Here is a 19,488-nt window from a genome sequence, read left to right on the forward strand (position 1 = left end):
ACCCGGCGTCATATCGCCGGCCCCCGGCACTCAGCAACCATTATGTGGTACAAGCTCCCCCAGGAACCTGGCGCCAGCCTCCGGCATTAAAGGTTTTCAAGTACAAAGTCCGTTATCCTCTCGTACATGTGCTGTGCGGCATTGCCCCTTATCCCGTGACTGTGGTTGGGGTAGAGCAGCAGCTCGAAATGCTTGCCGGCAGCGATCATCCTGTCCACCATCTCGATGGTGTTCTGAAGATGCACGTTGTCGTCGGCAGTGCCGTGGATGATCATGAAATGGCCATTCAGCTTATCCACGTGGTTTATAGGCGAATTATCATCGTATCCGTCAGCATTCTCCTGTGGCGTCCTCATGTACCGTTCGGTGTATATGGTGTCGTAGAACCGCCAGTTGGTTACAGGTGCGCCCGAAACCCCCAGCTTGAATACATCAGCACCTTTGGTAAGACAGAGGCCCACCATGTAGCCACCGTAGCTCCATCCGAAAATACCTATGCGCGATTCATCTATCCAGCTTTTTGCCCCCATGTATTTTGCCGCCTCGATCTGATCTATGGTTTCATATTTTCCAAGCTGCAGGTATGTGGACTTCATGAATTCCTCGCCACGTGCACCCGTGCCCCGGTTGTCGACGCAGACGATCACGTAACCTTTCTGAGCCAGCATCTGGTACCAGGCACCTGCCGTGTAGGAATCCCTGACAGCCTGGTGGCCGGGCCCGCCATACACATACATGAAAAGCGGGTACTCCCTGTTCTCATCGAAGTCAGGCGGTTTGATTATATAGCCGTTGAGGTCAATTCCTTCTGATGTGGTGAAGGTAAAAAACTCCTTTTTGCTGAACCCGTACTCCGCCGTCACCTCTTTCAGCCTGCTGTTGTCCTCCAGAACTCTTATCAGCTCTCCGCTATCATCATGCAATGTGATATTTGCCGGTGTGTTGGCATCGCTGTGGTAGTTGATATAGTATCTGAAACCGTTGCTGAACACTGCGTTGTTGGTGCCGTCCTCTGGCGTTAGCCTCCTTTTGTTCCTGCCGTTCAGTGAAATGCTGTAAACATTCCGCTGCAGCGGGGAAGTCTCCGACGAGCTGTAGTAAAGGACCCCGTTGCCGTGATCGATGCCGGTAAACCGGTCCACCTCCCATTCGCCCGATGTAACCGCGTTCAGGAACCTGCCGTTCATGTCATACAGGTAAAAATGCATCCATCCGCTTCTCTCGCTCATAACGAGAAAGTGCTTGCCGTCTTCCAGGAAAGTTATCATATTGTCGGAAGTCTCCCTTATGAAATACCGGTTGGTCTCCTCCCACAAAACTTCAGAATTACCGGTTACGGCATCGGCCAGAAGTACCTCTATATGGTTCTGGAGCCTGTTCAACCTGTAAATGGCCAGCTTTGACGGATCCCGGGTCCATTTTATGCGCGGGATATACTGGTCGGTCTCCTCCCCAATATCCATCTCTGTGAAGCTGCCTTCATGTATGTCGTATACATGAATTGTCACCAGCGCATTCTCTTCGCCCGCCTTGGGGTACTTGAACTGGTACCAGTGCGGGTAGAGGCCGCCGTAGATGGTCATGTTGAACATCTTTACATGGCTCTCGTCGAAGCGGTAAAAGGCAAGTTTACGGCTGTCGGGCGACCATGCGAAGGCCTTGTTGAAGCTGAACTCCTCCTCATAAACCCAGTCGGGTGCCCCGTTTATGATCTCATTCTCCTTACCGTCGGTTGTGACCTGTACCTCGCGGTTGCTCTCCAGGTCTTTGAAATACAAATTGTTTTCAAAGACAAATGCCACCCTCCTGCCATCGGGCGAGAATGTTGCAAGCTGTGTCTTGCCCAGAGGGGACAGAGGCGTGACGGTCTCCTGCTCAATGTTCCATATAAAGAAATCGGCCCGGAAAGAGTGGCGGTAGATCTGCTCACGCCCGGTAGTGAAGAGAATAAGCCTCTCATCGCTGCAAAATTCATAATTATTGAATGAGCTGAATTCATTGCCGGGAAGCTGGTCTACAGAGAAGATAACCTCAACCTCCTCTCCGGTCCTGTAGCTGAACTTCCTGATGGTGGTTCCACCTTCCATGGTGGTGTAGTGGATGCCGTCATTCATCGACCTTAATCCGCTTACAGTGCGGGCTGAAAAGGTGCCGTGCCTGTAGATGTCGTCAAGTGTTATTTCCCTGTTGCCGGAGCCTGAGGCCGTGCTGTTCCCCGAAAGGGTAATAAGTGTTATAAGCAGAAGTGAAATGAATTTGAACATGATATGAATATTTTAAGGTTGAAATTCCAAGAACGCTGATTTGTAAAGATATAGCGGAATGGTTATCCCTTGCCTCAAGGGACCATAAACCTACTGTTTTTTTGCGAATTTTAAGATACGATAATATGGGTTCTCCCGGAGAATTGGTTTTTTTTTCTTATTTTTGGGTCAATTTTTGCAAAAAACAATGTGTTTTATTTTATAATTTATTAAAAATCAATTAACAATGACAAAAACAAAACGTGTTTACACCTTTGGGGACAAAAAAGCTGAAGGTAATGCCAGTATGAAGAACCTTCTGGGAGGCAAAGGCGCGAACCTTGCCGAGATGAATCTGATCGGGGTTCCGGTCCCTCCCGGGTTTACAATTACCACTGATGCATGTACCGAATATAATGAAGTAGGCAGGGAAAAGATTGTTGAACTTCTCAAAGAGGAGGTAGAGGCTGCAGTTAAGTATGTTGAGGATATTATGGGTGCAAAATTCGGAGATCTTGAGAATCCGTGCCTTCTTTCAGTGCGTTCAGGCGCCAGGGCATCGATGCCAGGTATGATGGATACCGTTCTTAACCTGGGTCTTAATGATGACGCTGTAAAGGGGTTGATAAAGAAAACGAATAATCCAAGATTTGTATGGGACAGCTATCGCCGTTTTATCCAGATGTACGGGGATGTTGTTATGGAGATGAAATATACTCACGAAGGGGATGAAGATCCTTTCGAGGAGATAATTGACGAGATTAAGGAGGCAAAAGGTATAGAGCATGACGCAGATCTCACGACGGAAGATTTTCAGGAGTTGGTTAAGCGCTTCAAGGTGCTGGTAAGGGAGAGCACCGGCAGGGACTTCCCGACCGATCCGTGGGAGCAGCTATGGGGCGGGATTATAGCCGTGTTCGAAAGCTGGAATAACCCGCGTGCCGAGTACTACAGGATGATGCATGATATTCCGGCAGAATGGGGTACTGCTGTTAACGTGCAGGCCATGGTTTATGGTAATATGGGACAAACATCGGGTACGGGTGTTGCTTTTACCCGCGATGCTGCCACCGGCGAGGATATTTTCAACGGAGAATACCTGATCGATGCTCAGGGTGAGGATGTTGTTGCCGGAACACGTACTCCGCGCCAGATAACACTAGAGGGTTCGAAGCGCTGGGCAAAACTGGCCAAAGTTTCAGAGGAGGAGAGGAAAGAGACATATCCGTCGCTTGAAGAGTTGATGCCCGAAATCTTTGAAGAGCTGATGGAGTACCAGCAGAAGCTGGAAGACCATTACAAAGATATGCAGGACCTTGAGTTCACTATACAGGAAGGTAAGCTTTGGATGCTGCAGACACGAAACGGTAAGCGTACCGGATTTGCCATGGTTCAGATTGCCATAGATATGCTGAAAGACGGGCAGATTGATGAGAAAACTGCTCTTCTGCGCTGTGAGCCCAACAAGCTGAATGAGCTTCTTCACCCTGTATTTGACAAGAATGCCATTTCCGGAGCAAATGTTCTGGCCAAGGGTTTACCTGCTTCACCAGGTGCTGCAACTGGCCAGGTAGTGTTTTTTGCCGACGATGCCGAAACGTGGAGTCAGGAAGGCAAAGACGTTCTTTTGGTACGTGTTGAGACTTCACCCGAAGACCTTAAGGGTATGAACCTTGCAAGGGGTATCCTTACTGCACGTGGCGGCATGACTTCACACGCTGCAGTTGTTGCCCGGGGTATGGGAAAATGCTGTGTTGCAGGTGCAGGTGCTATCAAGATCAGCTACAAGGACCGTACCATGACTATTGATGGAAAGGTTTACAAGGAAGGCGACTGGATTTCACTGAACGGTACAACAGGAGAGGTATATGAAGGTAAAATAGCCACTATTGATCCTGAAGTGAGTGGTTATTTCGGACAACTTATGGACCTTGCAGAGAAGCATACAAGAATGAGTGTTCGTACTAACGCCGATACACCCAAAGATTCAACCGTTGCAAGGAATTTCGGCGCAAAGGGTATCGGACTTTGCCGTACAGAGCATATGTTCTTTGAAGGCGAACGCATATGGCCAATGCGTGAAATGATACTTGCAAAGGATGAAGCGGGTCGCCGCAAGGCACTTGAGAAACTGCTTCCTATTCAGCGTGAGGATTTTGAAGGTGTATTTGAGGCAATGCAGGATCTTCCGGTTACCATACGTTTGCTTGATCCTCCTTTGCACGAGTTTGTTCCCCATGAAGAGAAGAATCAAAAAGAGATGGCTGACAAGCTCGGTATCACACCTGAAGAGGTAAAATCCGCCGTTGACTCGCTTCATGAGTTCAACCCGATGCTCGGACACCGTGGCTGCCGTCTTGGAATAACCTATCCTGAGATAACCGAGATGCAGGCAAGGGCCATTATCGAAGCTGCACTGAACCTGAAGAAAAAGGGAATTAAAACACTGCCCGAGATCATGATACCCCTTATAGGTACCCAGCAGGAACTAAAACTGCAGGAACAACTGGTTCGTGATACAGCAGAGAAAGTATTCGAAGAGTATGGCGACAAGGTTGAATACCTGGTAGGAACAATGATGGAGATACCAAGGGCCTGCCTTACAGCTGATAAGGTTGCAGAATCGGCCGATTTCTTCTCATTCGGCACCAATGACCTTACCCAGATGGCATTTGGCTATTCACGTGATGATGCAGGGAAATTTCTTGAAGTTTACGTGAAAAATGGCATCCTGAAACACGATCCTTTCGAGATACTTGACCAGGAAGGTGTGGGCCAGCTCGTTGAGATGGGTGTTCAGAGGGGACGTTCAACCAAGAAAGATCTTAAGATCGGTATATGCGGTGAGCATGGTGGTGAGCCCAATTCAGTTGAATTCTGCCACAAGGTTGGTATGGACTACGTCAGCTGTTCGCCTTTCCGCGTGCCTATTGCACGTCTTGCCGCTGCACAGGCTGCCATCAAGGATAAAAAATAGTATCACACTACCTGAATTATTAAGGGAGGCTGCCGGTTGTGCAGCCTCTTTTTTGTATATGTGCCTGGTTGTTTTTGATATTTATACCTGCTGTGATACATGGATTTTTTGATTTTGTGATCTCCCTGCGCGTGTGTTGGGCAACATTTTTTTTTATGTCGCATATGATTACTTTAGCATTTTTTCATCTATCGGAGGGATTAGATATGGCTGAAAGTATGCGTTATAATTTGCCGGACCTTACAAGATATGGTATAAGTGATGTAAAGGAGATATACCATAACCCATCATGGGATGAACTTTTCGAACACGAGACGGAACCTTCCCTGACGGGATACGAAAGAGGTTTTGTGACCAATACCGGTTCTGTGGCTGTAGATACCGGCGAGTTTACCGGCCGGTCTCCAAAAGACAAGTATATTGTAAAGGAGCCATCATCTGAAAAGAATGTATGGTGGACAGGGGAACGTAACAAAAATGACAACAAACCGATAACACCTGATATATGGGAGAGTGTTAAGGAGACTGCAACTAAACAGCTTTCAGGAAAAAAGCTATATGTGATGGACTGCTTTTGCGGTGCTAATAAAGACTCGAGGCTGAAAGTCAGGTTTATAATGGAAGTGGCATGGCAGGCACACTTTGTAAAGAATATGTTCATCAGGCCAACTGATGAGGAGCTGGCTGAGTTTGAGCCCGATTTTGTGACTTTCAATGCCTCAAAGGCTGTTAATCCTTATTGGAAGGAGCAGGGCCTTAATTCTGAAGTGATAGCAGCATTTCATCTGGGTGAGAGGATGTCGGTAATACTGGGAACATGGTATGGAGGGGAGATGAAGAAGGGTATTTTCAGTGTAATGAACTATTATCTTCCTCTCAGGAATATAGCATCAATGCACTGCAGCGCAAATGTCGGCAAGGAAGGCGATACTGCTTTGTTTTTCGGATTGTCGGGAACCGGTAAAACGACTTTGTCGGCCGACCCGAAAAGGGAGCTTGTGGGTGATGATGAGCACGGCTGGGATGATAACGGTATTTTTAATTTTGAAGGAGGGTGTTATGCCAAAACGATAAAGCTGAGCAGGGAAAAGGAGCCAGATATATTTGATGCCATAAAAAGGGATGCCCTGCTGGAAAACGTTGTTTTTGACGGGCAGACAGGAGAGATTGACTACAGCGATGCATCCAAAACTGAAAATACCAGGGTTTCATATCCCATATTCCATATTGAAAATATAGTTAAGCCGGTATCCAGGGCTGGCCATGCAAGAAAAGTAATATTCCTAACTGCCGATGCCTTTGGAGTGTTGCCCCCTGTAGCAAAGCTGACACCGGAACAAACCCAGTACCACTTCCTGAGCGGGTTTACTGCCAAGCTTGCCGGTACTGAACGGGGTGTTTCAACTCCTCAGCCAACCTTCTCTGCATGTTTCGGGGCTGCCTTCCTTCTGCTGCATCCAACTAAGTATGCTTTCGAGCTTGTACGCAAGATGGATCAGCACGGAACTACCGCATACCTGGTTAATACGGGTTGGATAGGCGGTCCCTACGGAACCGGAAAGAGAATTGACCTTCCGGCTACCAGGGCAATAATTGATGCTATCCTTGATGGATCAATTGATGAGGCCGAATTTGAGGAGACAATCGTTTTCAAGCTGGCTATACCCAAAAGAGTGCCGGGACTGGACAGCAGATTTCTCAATCCGAGGAATGCATGGCCCGATCCTGCTGAATGGGACAAAGCATCCAGGTCGCTGGCTGAGAAATTTGTCGAAAACTTTAAAAAATATACAGACACACCGCTGGGCAAAAGTCTTGAGGGTGTCGGTCCACGATTACTTTAACTTTGCCTCTTCCCATATAACATTCATCTCATCCAGGGTCATTTCTTTGAGGGATTTCCCTTTGGCCATGGTTTGGCTTTCCAGATAGTTGAAGCGACGGGTGAATTTCTGGTTGGTCTTTTCGAGGGCGGTCTCCGGATCAATGCCATAAAGTCGGGCTGCATTCACCAGGGAAAAGAAAAGGTCGCCGAACTCAGCCTCTGTCTTATTTTTGTCGGCCCGGTTGATTTCCTCCCTGAGTTCACCCAGTTCCTCCATAACCTTATCCCATATCTGGTGTTTCTCCTCCCAGTCAAATCCGACGCCTTTTACCTTATCCTGTATCCTGTTTGCCTTTATCAGCGCAGGCAGTGTTGCGGGAACCCCTGATAGGACAGTTTTGTTGGATTCCCTGATCTTAAGGTGCTCCCAATTCTCTTTAACCTCATTCTCGTCTGCCACTTCGGTGTCGCCAAAAACGTGCGGGTGCCTGTAAATAAGCTTGTCATTGATACTTTTGAGCACATCGTCAATATCAAATGCCTTCAGTTCAGACCCTATTTTTGAGTAGAAAACAATATGCAGCAGAAGATCTCCCAGCTCTTTTTTTACATCTTCAAGATCATTTCTGGAAATTGCTTCTGACAGCTCATAAGCCTCTTCAATAGTCAGATTTCTAAGACTTTCAAGTGTTTGAACCCTGTCCCAGGGACATTTTTCCCTGAGCTCGTCCATAATGTCAAGGAGTCTCTCAAATTCTTTTAGTCTCTCATCCATGTTGTTATGGTTTGGGTTCTCCATAAACCCGGGTTAATGTTTGATGTCATTCTTTTTCAAAAAATTTGATCCGTATTGTTGAGCTGGTGCTCAGGCTCAGCAGTTCAGCAGCATTACCACGGTTAATTGCAACCTCCAGAAGCCCCAGCGAGTTAAAAAGAACCAGTAGTTCGCCGACCGACGTTTCACCGTAGTTCCTGTTGATCCTGTTTAATTTGTAATGGTTGCTCTGGAGCGCTATCTCAAACTGTCTGCCCCGCCCAATCCTGTCGTACAGTTCTTTGGTTATATTCGTTATGGCATTCTCGTAGGAATCGATATAAATTACACTGCCTATAATTACATCCTTGTCAATTGTTGCCCTGCGGGGGATACTCCTGGCAAGCTTTTCACGTTTTATGCCTATCTCTTCAAGGGGTACACCCGATACCAACCGGCTTGCCGCATTCACAAAAACTCCCAGGGAAATGAATCCCGGTAATTCATTTTCTGCTGCAGTCAGTTCAACAATCGCTTCGGGCTCGTCTTTAATTATCAGCCCGAATATACCGTTGTCGTTACCTATAAGGAAATGCTCCCCGTATTTAAGCGCCACTATAGCTTCACCAGCTGAGGGCTCGCTGTTGACGCATATAAGGTGTACTGTGCCTGCGGGAAAGTGGTGATAGGAGTTTTTAACCACAAATGCTGCTCTTGCAGTGTTGAACGGTGGTATACTGTGGGTTATATCAACTATCTGCAGGCCGGGACAGGCTGACAACAGACGGCCTTTAATTGCGCCTGTATAATAATCGTCCTTTGTCCAGTCCGTTGTGAGAGTTACAATGGGCATACCGATCCTGCAGCTTGTTATTTTGCCTTCATTAGTTGATCCGGGTATAGGCAGATGGAAAAAACTGACTATTTTTGCAAGTATCAAAAGTAAGCAATATTTGCAAAATTAATGATCGAGCAGCTAATATATTTGGAAGGGGTGGAGCCGGCTCTTCTCTATGGCGTGAATAACTCCCACCTTGATAAGATCGTTTCTTTATTTCCAAAGCTCAAGGTTGTAGCAAGGGGAAATGAGATCAGGGTCTATGGCGATGAGGAGGAGATTGCCAGGTTCGATGATTTGATCCATCTGCTTATTGAGCATCTCCAAAAATACAATAAGCTGACCGATAGCGATCTGGATCAGATCTTCGCGGGGGAGCAACCACCCCGGGCAGCACCTGATGACCCCGAAGGAGTGCTTGTTTACGGTAATCACGGCAAGCTGATTTCAGCCCGTACGGTTAACCAGAGGCTGCTGGCCCGGGAGTTTATTAAAAATGATCTGGTTTTTGCCATAGGGCCTGCCGGTACTGGAAAGACCTATACGGCGATTGCCCTGGCTGTAAGAGCATTCAGGAATAAGGAAGTGAAGAAGATAATACTTACAAGGCCGGCCGTCGAGGCCGGGGAGCATCTGGGCTTCCTGCCAGGTGATGTCAAGGAGAAACTTGACCCGTATTTACAGCCCCTTTACGATGCCTTGAATGATATGATACCGGTGCGGAGGCTTAAGGATTTTCTTGCCGACGGAACTGTTCAGATCGCTCCGCTTGCATATATGAGGGGCAGGACGCTCGATAATGCTGCCGTGATACTGGATGAGGCGCAGAATGCCACTACCAGTCAGCTTAAGATGTTTCTGACCCGTATGGGAAAATCGGCAAAATTTATCGTCACAGGCGATATTACGCAAATCGACCTGCCTGACAGGAGCAAAAGCGGTTTGACCTATGCACTCAGGATACTTAAGGATATTAATAGTTTATCTGTTGTATGGTTCGATGAACGGGATATTATAAGGCACCGCCTTGTTAAGCTGATCGTAAAAGCATATGATAAGGGCGGGGGGGATTAGACCGCCTGCCGGAATATATTCCACACGGAATTTGATCTGTGTATAAATAACATATTATAATGATGTTGCAATATATAATGTTGAATAATTTTATTAAATAACTAAATTCCATGGCAGAAGCAATTGTAAAAACAAGTTTTAACTTTCCCGGCCAGAAAAGTTTGTACGTCGGAAAGGTAAGGGATGTGTACAATATTGATGACAATTACCTGGTAATGGTGGTAACTGACCGTATTTCTGCGTTTGATGTGGTGCTGCCCGAAGGCATTCCTTACAAGGGGCAGGTGCTTAATCAGTTAGCCTCAGGATTTCTGGATGCTACCGCCGATATATTGCCAAACTGGAAAATAGCCACACCTGATCCCATGGTAACGGTGGGACACCTGGCAGAGCCTTTCAAGGTAGAAATGGTGATCAGGGGATATCTTACCGGGCATGCATGGCGGGAATACAGGTCCGGCAAACGGTCTATCTGCGGTGTGCCGCTTCCGGAAGGCATGAAGGAGCATCAGAAATTCCCCCGGCCCATATTAACTCCCACCACCAAGGCTATGGAGGGTCATGATGAGGATATATCAAAAGAGGAGATTATAGGTCAGGGACTTGTTTCGGCCGATGATTACCGTAAACTTGAGGAGTATACATATGCGCTTTTTGAGCGCGGTACCCGGATGGCTGCCGATAAGGGGCTGATACTCGTAGACACCAAGTATGAATTTGGTAAAAAAGATGGCGTAATATACCTTATAGATGAGATCCATACACCCGATTCATCCAGGTATTTCTATTCAGCAGGATACGAAGACAGACTTGCCAGGGACGAGCCCCAAAAGCAGTTATCCAAGGAATTTGTAAGGGAATGGCTTATTGAGAAAGGCTTCCAGGGTCGTGCGGGGCAGCAGGTTCCCGAAATGAACAGGGAGATCGTTGAAAGGATTTCACAACGGTACATAGAATTGTATGAAAGCATTACCGGCGATAAGTTTGTTCCGTCCAAATCTGCTGGTATTCCTTCAAGGATAGAAAGTAACGTACTCGATTTCCTGGCAGGTCTTTAATTTCTGTGCTATAAATACATGTCATGTAACTGGCCTTATAATGCGTGCTGAAAGAATAAAAATAAAGAGGCAGGATCTGGTGACGGATGGAAAATGTGACACCACTTTGCTTGACGAAGTGATAAGGAAGTATTCAGGTAAAAAAGGGATCATGATCCCGGTTCTGCAGGAGACACAGAAGATTTTCGGCTACATACCCCGCGAAGCCTTTCTCAGGTTGTCTGACGAGCTGGCCCTGAATCTGAGTGACATGTACGGAGTTGTTACATTTTATGCCCAATTCAGGTTGTCACCGGTAGGTCGTCACATTATCAGGGTTTGCCATGGTACTGCCTGTCATGTTCAGAGTGCCGGGGAGATCACCGGAGCGCTGGAGGAGGCCCTGAATGTAAAAGACGGTGGTACTACCAAAGACGGATTGTTCACCCTTGAATCAGTTGCCTGCCTGGGATGCTGCTCACTGGCCCCGGTAATGATGATTGGTGAGGATACCTATGGTAAGCTAACGGGCAAGGATGCTGTAAGGGTTATTAAAAATATCAGAATCGATGAAAAAGAACTGCCTGTTTGATAATTGTCGCTCAAAATGACTAAACCTAAGGTAATAGTAGGGCTTGGCAGCTGCGGCATTGCCGCCGGCGCCGGGAAAGTGTATGAAGTGATAAGGTCACTTAAGGAGGCGGAGAACATGGATTTTTCGCTTTCGCGGACAAGCTGTTCGGGAATGTGCTACCGCGAACCTCTCGTTGAGATTATTGATGAGACAGGCTGGTACCTTTATGGCGGGATCGATGAGGACAGGGCTGTTGAACTGCTCAACAACCATGTAGCAAACGGCAATCCAGTAAGCGATTACATTGTATGCACCGATCTCTATGATACTCCCGACAGCAGGTTTTTCAAAAACCAGGTTAAGATAGCCCTGCGTAACTGTGGCAGGATAGATCCCGAAAGGATAGGTGACTATGAAGCACGTGGCGGATATGAGGCTTTGAGAAAGATCATAACCGGCAAGTTAAGTCCCCTTTCCATAATAAAAGAAGTGACAGCCAGCGGGTTACGTGGCAGGGGAGGAGGGGGGTTCCCGACCGGACTGAAATGGAAATTTACCCACGACAACAAATCGTCTGAAAAATTTGTGATATGCAATGCAGATGAGGGCGATCCGGGTGCTTTTATGGACCGGTCACTGCTTGAAGGAGATCCCCACTCGGTTATTGAGGGTATGATAATAGCTGCACTGGCCGTTGAAGCTTCGGCCGGTATTATTTATTGCCGTGCAGAGTACCCCCTGGCGCTCAGGCGGCTGGATATTGCAATAAACCAGTCAAGGGACAGGGGATACCTTGGTAAGGGCATACTTGGGCATGGAGGTATAAACTTTGATATATCGGTAAAGGAGGGTGCCGGCGCTTTTGTGTGCGGTGAGGAGACTGCACTGATAGCCTCCGTGGAGGGCTTCCGGGGTATGCCGGGCAAGAGGCCTCCCTTCCCCGCTGAATCGGGGCTATGGAAAAAACCTACAAACATCAATAATGTCGAAACTTTTGCCAGCATACCGTGGATCATATCTGAAGGTGCATCCAGGTATGCAGCATACGGTACTGAGAAGAGCAAGGGCACAAAGGTTTTTGCCCTTGCCGGGAAGATAAGGCATGGGGGCCTTGTAGAGGTGCCTATGGGGATAACCATAAAGGATATAGTGTTTGGACTGGGTGGTGGCATCCCGGGCGACAAAAACTTCAAGGCAGTTCAACTCGGCGGTCCGTCAGGCGGCTGTATCCCTGCATGGCTGGCAGACACTCCGGTTGACTATGAATCGGTAAATGCCACAGGTGCAATTATGGGTTCCGGGGGTATGGTTGTGATGGACGAAACTACCTGCATGGTTGATATTGCACGGTTCTTTCTTGATTTTACCGCCAGGGAATCCTGCGGAAAATGCACATTCTGCCGGATCGGGACCATGAGGATGCTGGAGATACTGGAACGGATCACCAAAGGTTCCGGAGAAAAGGATGACATCGGCAAGCTTGAGGAGCTGGCTGAGCAGATCAAAGAGGGTTCGTTATGCGGACTGGGACAGACGGCGCCTAACCCCGTGCTTACCACAATCAGGTATTTCAGGGATGAATATGAGGCACACATAAACATGAAAAAATGTCCTGCAAAAGTCTGCAAGCAGTTGCTGAGGTATGAAGTAAACGTAACTAACTGTACCGGATGTACTGTCTGTGCCAGGAATTGTCCCGTTGATGCCATATCAGGTGAACGAAAGCAGGTTCATTTCATAGATCAGGATATTTGCACCCGTTGCGGCATATGTTATTCAAAGTGCCGTTTCGAAGCAATAACTGTCAACTGATTAACTGTGTGCATATCCGGCCTGAAAGGGACATTTATCTTACTTTTATATTACTATTCGGGTTTTTAAGATGGAGCAGATCAACATCATAATCAATGAAAAGACATTAACCGGCAATCCTGGTGAAACGATCATGGAGCTTGCGGGGCGGAACGGTATAAAAATACCCTCTCTCTGCCATGACCGCAGGCTGGTACCTTTTTCATCATGCTACGTATGCGTTGTGGAGGTGGAGGGAGGACGGGGTTTGCAGCCAGCCTGCTCCACAAGGATCACTGAGGGTATGGTTATATCAACCGACAGCCCGAAAGTGCAAAAATCCCGGAAAACGTCACTGGACCTTCTGCTGAGTAATCATTACGCTGATTGCCTTGCGCCGTGCACGCAAACCTGTCCGGCCGGCGTTGATGTACAGGGTTATATCTCTCTTATCGAAAAGGGGCTATATTCTGAGGCGGTAGCGCTTATCAGGGAGGTCAACCCCCTTACAGCAATATGCGGTCGCGTTTGTGTCAGGCCCTGTGAGGTTGCATGCCGGCGCAACCTGCTCGATGAGGGATCAGCAGTGGGTATAGATTACCTCAAGCGTTTTGCATCTGACCGTGATATGGGATCACCTTCACCCTGGATGCCTGATATTCCCGAACCGACCGGTAAGAAAGTAGCCATAATTGGTGCCGGTCCGGGCGGACTTTCTGCTGCATGGTTCCTGCAGCGCAAAGGCCATAAGTGTGACATCTACGAGGCAAATCCCCATCCCGGCGGATGGCTGCGTTACGGTATACCCGAATACCGCCTGCCCAATGATATCATTCAGAAGGAGGTGGATGCAATAACAGGGCTTGGCGCTGAGATATTTGTCAACCGCAGGTTTGGTGCTGATCTCAGCTATGGCGAAATCAGGGATAAATATGATGCACTCATAATTACCATCGGATCGCAACGCGGAACTCTCCTTGGTTGCCGGGGCGAAGAAGCCGAGGGTGTTTTCTCAGGCATAGATTTCCTTCGCAATATGGAAATGACCGGCCAGCGTTATGATTTCACAGGAAAGAAAGTTGCAGTGGTCGGAGGCGGAAATACTGCGATGGACTGCTGCAGGACATCGGTCAGGTGTGGGGCTGAGAAAGTTTATGTTATCTACAGGCGCACTGAAAAGGAGATGCCGGCCAATCCGATCGAGATACATGAATCAAAGGTTGAGGGGGTTGAATATATGTTTCTGTCAAATCCGGTGTCGGTCAACAAGAATGATGATGGCGTTGTCAGGTCTGTTACGTGTATCAGGATGAAGCAGGGAGAACCCGACGATTCCGGGCGCAGGCGTCCGGTGCCGGTTAAAGGATCTGAGTTTGAGGTCGAGGTTGACTACATACTTGCCGCAATAGGACAAAAGACAGATGTGGATTTCCTTGAGGATGTCAACAGCCATGCTGCTGAAGGAAAGCTGGAAGTTAACAGGTGGGGCGATATTGTAGCTGATCCTGGTACTTTACAGACAGGTATCCATTCGGTTTTTGCTGCCGGAGACGGGGTTACGGGACCGGCGACCATAATAGAGGCCGTTGCACAGGCTCGTACTGCAGCAACAGGATGCCACCAGTACCTTACAGGCTTGCCTGTTGAACCCGTTAAGCCGGAGTTTTTGAGCAGGAAAGAGAATATGAAAGAGGTAACAGCGGGGATGTTAGAAAACCGTTATATAAAACAACAGAGGCAGGAAATGCCTGTTCTTCCGGCCGACAAGCGGAATAATTTTGATGAGGTGGAGCTTGGTTATGAGAGTGATGAGGTAGCCCTGAGAGAAACGGCGCGATGTATGGAGTGCGGATGCACGGAATTATATGCCTGTGAGCTCAGGCGCCTGTCCGATGAATACGGAGCCGGACAGAACATATATGGAGGATCATTCCGGGATGATGAACCCGATTATTCACATCCCTATATAGAACTGGACAACAATAAATGTATCCTGTGTGCAAGATGTGTTCGCATCTGCAATGAGCTTGCCGGGGCAAATGCATTGGGACTGGTTCAAAGGGGTTTCAGCACATATGTTGCTCCGGCCCTGGGCAACTCTCTTACTGATACCAGGTGTGATTCTTGCGGACTCTGCATTTCAACCTGCCCGACCGGCGCTATAACCGAAAATGTGCCCTTTAAGCCATCTCCCCTGAAATGGGATACAGTCCGCACAATCTGCAATTATTGCTCTGTCGGCTGCAAGATTATCCTTCACCACAGGTCGGGATTTGTTATGAGGGTGACCGGCGCCAGGGGTGAGGTTAACGACGATGGCAATATTTGCAGGTATGCGATGTTTGGTTACAGGTACATCAACGACAGTAGCAGGATAAAAACACCTCTGCTCAGGGAAAACGGAAGGTTTATTCCCGTCTCCTTTGAAAAGGCTATCAGCCTGGCCGCTCAAAAGATCAGGGAGTCATCACCCGGAGAAAGCGCGTTTTTTGGCGGAGCCAGGCTTTCCAATGAAGAGCTCTATCTTATACAGAAGCTGGCGAGGGCCGGGGCAGGTACAGGCAATACAGGCAGCTTTCATTACCTTGGACGGGGAACAGGCTACAGGTATGCTGCAGATGTTGCCACCCCCATTGATCAACTGGACGGGGCCTCCAGGATATATCTTTTGGGGGCTGATCCGGGTGCCGGCAACCCGGTGCCCGGCTTCACGGTTAACAGGTTACGTAAGGTTAAGGGTGTTCCTGTTGAGTTTATCACGACACAAAGCTCATCTCCTATGGAATATAAGGTAGACAGGGTTTGGAGAATTGCGTCATATTATCATTTTGTGAAAGCCCTGAGCCATTATTACCTTGACAGGGGAATGGAGAACAGGCTTTACATCAATGACAATTGTACCGGTTTCGACAAGTACAGGGAAGAACTCCTTTCAGAGGACTTCGCTGACATATTCAGGGAAACCGGTTTAAGCAGCATTGACAGTTTCGAGGAGTTTGCGCAAACTTATAATAAAGAGACCAATGCCATTATCATCTTCCAGGAATGCGAGGTCTCCGATGCTGTCTGCCTTGAACTCCTGAATTTGGCAATGATTACCGGTAAACTTGGAAAGATATCCATGGGGCTGTTAGCCCTTAAGGAGAAGAACAACTCACAGGGCCTGTTTGATATGGGTGTATTCCCCGGAATACTGCCGGGCTCGGCCGGTCAGTTTTCCAGCGAAGCGGAGGCTCATATTGCCGGGATATGGGGATTGGACCGGATACCTGGTGCCAGGGAAAATGATCTGATCCGGATGCTCGATTCCGGAGCGCTGAAGAACCTGTTCATTTTTGGTGAAGATCCGCTTGGATGTGCTGTTGACCGGAACCGGACCGGTAAGTGGCTGTCATCTGCCGGTTTTACCATGGTCCAGGATTATTTCATGAGTGAAACGGCAGAAATGGCCGACCTTGTTCTGCCTGCATCCTTACCGGCTGAGACAGGCGGGACATACAGCAATACAGGCAAGGTGATCCAGCAGTTTGAAAAATTCTTTGATCCACCCGGAAAATATCCAGGCTGGATGCAGTTGATCTCGCTTATGGATCATCTTGGCATAAAAAACGGTAGAAGTCCCGAAGAGATCAGGAATGAGATCTTTTCAGTTCTCTCATGTTGCAGAGCTCCCGGACCTTATCAGTTACGGACAACTAACGGGGATAACGCAAACTTGATGTTCAGTCACGGTTGTGACTACCTTGTCAAACGTTTTGATAAGGAGTATAAGGATGCATTCCGCAACCAGGTTTGAACTTGATATTGACAGTTTTATTGGTTATCATTGTATGTTGTCCGTTACAACTGCAATAACAAAAATCAACGGCTATGAAGCAGTTCAGCACCATAGATGAAATACTCGACTTTGCAATAAGCCTTGAGCAGGATGCAGTCGATTTTTACAAACAGCTTGCCAGAAATTCCCTCACACCCGATATGAAACAGGTATTCGAGCAGTTTGCGAGGGAGGAGATCGGACATAAGGTCAGGCTTACTGAGGTTCGCGACCAGGGACTTTATAAAATGGAGCCTGAGGATGTACCCGATTTGCAGATTGCTGATTATCTTGTCAGCATAAAGCCCTCTCCTGAAATGAGCTATAGTGACGCATTGGTTCTTGCTATGAAAAGGGAGAAGGCGGCATTCAAGCTCTATATGGACCTCTCTGAACGAGCACCGGATCAGGATATGAAATCACTTTTTTTGTCACTTGCCATTGAAGAATCGAAGCATAAGCTGCGTTTTGAGCTGGAATACGATGAATATGTACTCAGGGATAATTAATATAGTGTCAAAACTGTTCCACTTTTGCATTGATTTAGTAATTTTGTCCGGTTGTATATGATCAGCCCCTGAAAGATAATATTCTACCGTATGTTTATAAAATATTTTTTAATTATTATTTGCGGCATCCTGTTTCATGCCGGGGTTAATGCACAAACAGAACCGGTAGAAGTGACCAGGTCGGATGACAGGATCGTCATAGGAGGGGAAGTTTACTATATCCACGTTGTCAAAACGGGCCAGACACTTTATTCGATAAGCCGTGTATATAATGTTCCGCAAAAGGAGCTTATGCTGGAAAACCCCACGCTGTATGTCACAGACCTGCAGGCGGGACAGACGCTTAAGATTCCCTTCCGTCCCGAGCCAGAAGAAGAAGTTGTTGATCATGACCCGGGAGGCGACTATATACTGCATACAATTGAGCCGGGGCAGACGCTTTTCTTCCTGTCCCGAACCTACGACGTGGGTGTTGATGAGATAAAAAAACATAACCCCGGCATTGATGAGGACGACCTGCAGATAAACCAGATTGTAAGAATTCCCTCGAAAAGGGTCTTTATTTCCAGAGAGGGGTTTCCTACACGTGACGATAAATATATTCACCATAAAGTAGAAAGAGGAGAGACAATCTCTTCCATTTCGCGCCTTTACGATGTGCCCGCCAGAGATATACGCCGTTCAAATGAAAAACTGATGTGGGGACTTAAATACGGCGAATATATCAGAATTCCCAGGTATACTGTCGATGAGGAGGAGCCTCCTGCCGATACTGATGTTCTGGCCGACGAGCTGCCAGACGATCCATGGCAGCCTGATCTGTATGACCCGGAAATTGTAAGTGATGCTGCCTGTATTGGTTTTGAATATGAAGAATACGGGAGGCCCTATCGGGTATCCCTTCTCCTGCCACTATATCTTGAGAGGAACTGGCCGGTGGAGCTGCCTGATACAGTCGATATGGAAGAAGCTGCCGACCTCTATCCTGAATATGTGCTTTCCGTTGATGAACTTTACCAAGGTACAGTTCCTTTCCTGGAGTTTTATGAAGGTGCAAGGCTTGCCGTTGACTCTCTTGTCCGTGCCGGACTTTCGGTAGTTCTTAATGTGTACGATACGGAACGCAGCACCGAAAAAGTCAGCGAAATCCTGAAAGACAGGGAATTCAGACAGAGTGACCTTGTGATCGGACCGGTTTACCCGGAAAATATGAGAATAGTATCTGAATGGGCCAGGGATAACAGGGTCAATATTGTATCCCCCCTTACCTCAAGGAGGGAGTTTATTTCAGATAATCCATATCTTTTTCAGGTTACGCCCTCATCTGCCTCCGTGTTTGAGCAGGCTTCCATCTTCATCTCCAACTTTCCCTCATCCAATTTTGTATTGATCCATAGGGATGATCCATGGGAAGGAGTTCTTATTGAAGATTTCAAAAGCAGCATCTTCAGGCATTTTTCCTACAATTCTAACTTCGAGAACCTGGTCTTTAAGGAGGTTATCTACACCGATGCCACCGTTAATATTGAGCAGTCGCTTGTCACTGAGGGCAGCAATATTATTATTGTGCCTTCAACCGACCAGGCTTTTGTCTCAAATATACTGATGAGGCTGAATATCCTTAGCAGGAACTATGATATCACTATATTCGGCATGAATGAATGGCAGAGGTTTTCCAATATAGAGGTGGAGTACCTCCATAATATGGAGTTTCATTTTGCATCACCCTACTATATTGATTATGGCGACCCGAATGTCAGACGTTTCCTCGCCCTGTTCAGGGATAAGTATAAAACCGAGCCTTTACATTACGGATTTCATGGTTATGATATTATGTTCTACTTCCTGCAGGCGATGAAGAGATACGGACCGGACTTCCGGGATTGTCTGCCTGTAATGCGAACCGATCTGTTGCAGGCTGACTATCTGTTTCGTAAGACAGGCCACGGAAGTGGTCTTGAAAACAACGGCATCTCCATTGTCAGGTACCGTAAGGATATGAATATTGAAAGGCTCGGACTTAATGCCAGGACACCATGATATTACCGG

Annotated in this window: 12 protein-coding genes; 9 read left to right on the forward strand and 3 right to left on the reverse strand. The window is 47.5% G+C overall.

Annotated features, from left to right (window positions below; all coding sequences use genetic code 11):
• Positions 1 to 86 precede the first annotated feature (86 nt).
• A complete protein-coding gene (locus EA408_10890; GenBank protein TVR70576.1) occupies positions 87 to 2,264 on the reverse strand; it encodes a S9 family peptidase in 2,178 nt (725 codons plus the stop codon).
• Positions 2,265 to 2,490: 226 nt separating this feature from the next.
• On the opposite strand from EA408_10890, the gene EA408_10895 reads away from it, so the two are divergent.
• Both EA408_10895 and pckA read left to right on the forward strand, forming a co-directional pair.
• Complete coding sequence (locus EA408_10895) at positions 2,491 to 5,220, forward strand: pyruvate, phosphate dikinase (protein ID TVR70577.1); 2,730 nt, start codon at positions 2,491 to 2,493, stop codon at positions 5,218 to 5,220.
• Positions 5,221 to 5,438: 218 nt separating this feature from the next.
• Positions 5,439 to 7,064 (forward strand): phosphoenolpyruvate carboxykinase (ATP), encoded by a 1,626-nt coding sequence (gene pckA / locus EA408_10900; GenBank protein TVR70614.1) that lies wholly within the window; start codon positions 5,439 to 5,441, stop codon positions 7,062 to 7,064.
• Here pckA and EA408_10905 read toward each other — a convergent pair.
• Both EA408_10905 and EA408_10910 read right to left on the reverse strand, forming a co-directional pair.
• Positions 7,056 to 7,844, reverse strand: coding sequence for a nucleoside triphosphate pyrophosphohydrolase (locus tag EA408_10905; protein ID TVR70578.1), 789 nt, complete (start codon positions 7,842 to 7,844; stop codon positions 7,056 to 7,058). The genes pckA and EA408_10905 overlap by 9 nt on opposite strands.
• A gap of 22 nt (positions 7,845 to 7,866) precedes the next feature.
• The gene (locus EA408_10910; protein TVR70579.1) at positions 7,867 to 8,739 is read right to left on the reverse strand and encodes a hypothetical protein; all 873 of its coding nucleotides are present in this window, start codon (positions 8,737 to 8,739) and stop codon (positions 7,867 to 7,869) included.
• Positions 8,740 to 8,763: 24 nt separating this feature from the next.
• Between EA408_10910 and EA408_10915 the strand changes: the two genes are divergently transcribed.
• From EA408_10915 to EA408_10945, 7 genes are all read left to right on the forward strand, one after another.
• A complete protein-coding gene (locus EA408_10915; GenBank protein TVR70580.1) occupies positions 8,764 to 9,711 on the forward strand; it encodes a PhoH family protein in 948 nt (315 codons plus the stop codon).
• A 110-nt stretch (positions 9,712 to 9,821) separates the two neighbouring features.
• Positions 9,822 to 10,769: a phosphoribosylaminoimidazolesuccinocarboxamide synthase gene (locus EA408_10920; GenBank protein ID TVR70581.1), complete on the forward strand. Its 948-nt coding sequence runs from the start codon at positions 9,822 to 9,824 to the stop codon at positions 10,767 to 10,769.
• Positions 10,770 to 10,809: 40 nt separating this feature from the next.
• Positions 10,810 to 11,340: an NADH-quinone oxidoreductase subunit NuoE gene (gene nuoE, locus EA408_10925; protein TVR70582.1), complete on the forward strand. Its 531-nt coding sequence runs from the start codon at positions 10,810 to 10,812 to the stop codon at positions 11,338 to 11,340.
• Between the two features lie 15 nt (positions 11,341 to 11,355).
• On the forward strand, positions 11,356 to 13,134 hold the full coding sequence (locus EA408_10930; protein TVR70583.1) for an NADH-quinone oxidoreductase subunit NuoF: 1,779 nt from the start codon (positions 11,356 to 11,358) through the stop codon (positions 13,132 to 13,134).
• Between the two features lie 70 nt (positions 13,135 to 13,204).
• Positions 13,205 to 16,909, forward strand: coding sequence for a hypothetical protein (locus tag EA408_10935; GenBank protein ID TVR70584.1), 3,705 nt, complete (start codon positions 13,205 to 13,207; stop codon positions 16,907 to 16,909).
• Between the two features lie 74 nt (positions 16,910 to 16,983).
• Positions 16,984 to 17,439 (forward strand): rubrerythrin, encoded by a 456-nt coding sequence (locus tag EA408_10940; GenBank protein TVR70585.1) that lies wholly within the window; start codon positions 16,984 to 16,986, stop codon positions 17,437 to 17,439.
• Between the two features lie 90 nt (positions 17,440 to 17,529).
• Positions 17,530 to 19,479: a LysM peptidoglycan-binding domain-containing protein gene (locus EA408_10945; protein ID TVR70586.1), complete on the forward strand. Its 1,950-nt coding sequence runs from the start codon at positions 17,530 to 17,532 to the stop codon at positions 19,477 to 19,479.
• Positions 19,480 to 19,488 lie beyond the last annotated feature (9 nt).

The organism is Marinilabiliales bacterium (assembly GCA_007695015.1).
GTDB lineage: Bacteria > Bacteroidota > Bacteroidia > Bacteroidales > PUMT01 > PXAP01.

Coding starts and splice junctions, on each gene's coding strand:
- EA408_10915 (TVR70580.1), top strand. CDS start 8,764: ATGATCGAGCAGCTAATATATTTGGAAGGGGTGGAGCCGGCTCTTCTC.
- nuoE (TVR70582.1), top strand. CDS start 10,810: ATGCGTGCTGAAAGAATAAAAATAAAGAGGCAGGATCTGGTGACGGAT.
- EA408_10905 (TVR70578.1), bottom strand. CDS start 7,844: ATGGAGAACCCAAACCATAACAACATGGATGAGAGACTAAAAGAATTT.
- EA408_10940 (TVR70585.1), top strand. CDS start 16,984: ATGAAGCAGTTCAGCACCATAGATGAAATACTCGACTTTGCAATAAGC.
- EA408_10945 (TVR70586.1), top strand. CDS start 17,530: ATGTTTATAAAATATTTTTTAATTATTATTTGCGGCATCCTGTTTCAT.
- pckA (TVR70614.1), top strand. CDS start 5,439: ATGCGTTATAATTTGCCGGACCTTACAAGATATGGTATAAGTGATGTA.
- EA408_10930 (TVR70583.1), top strand. CDS start 11,356: ATGACTAAACCTAAGGTAATAGTAGGGCTTGGCAGCTGCGGCATTGCC.
- EA408_10895 (TVR70577.1), top strand. CDS start 2,491: ATGACAAAAACAAAACGTGTTTACACCTTTGGGGACAAAAAAGCTGAA.
- EA408_10920 (TVR70581.1), top strand. CDS start 9,822: ATGGCAGAAGCAATTGTAAAAACAAGTTTTAACTTTCCCGGCCAGAAA.
- EA408_10935 (TVR70584.1), top strand. CDS start 13,205: ATGGAGCAGATCAACATCATAATCAATGAAAAGACATTAACCGGCAAT.
- EA408_10890 (TVR70576.1), bottom strand. CDS start 2,264: ATGTTCAAATTCATTTCACTTCTGCTTATAACACTTATTACCCTTTCG.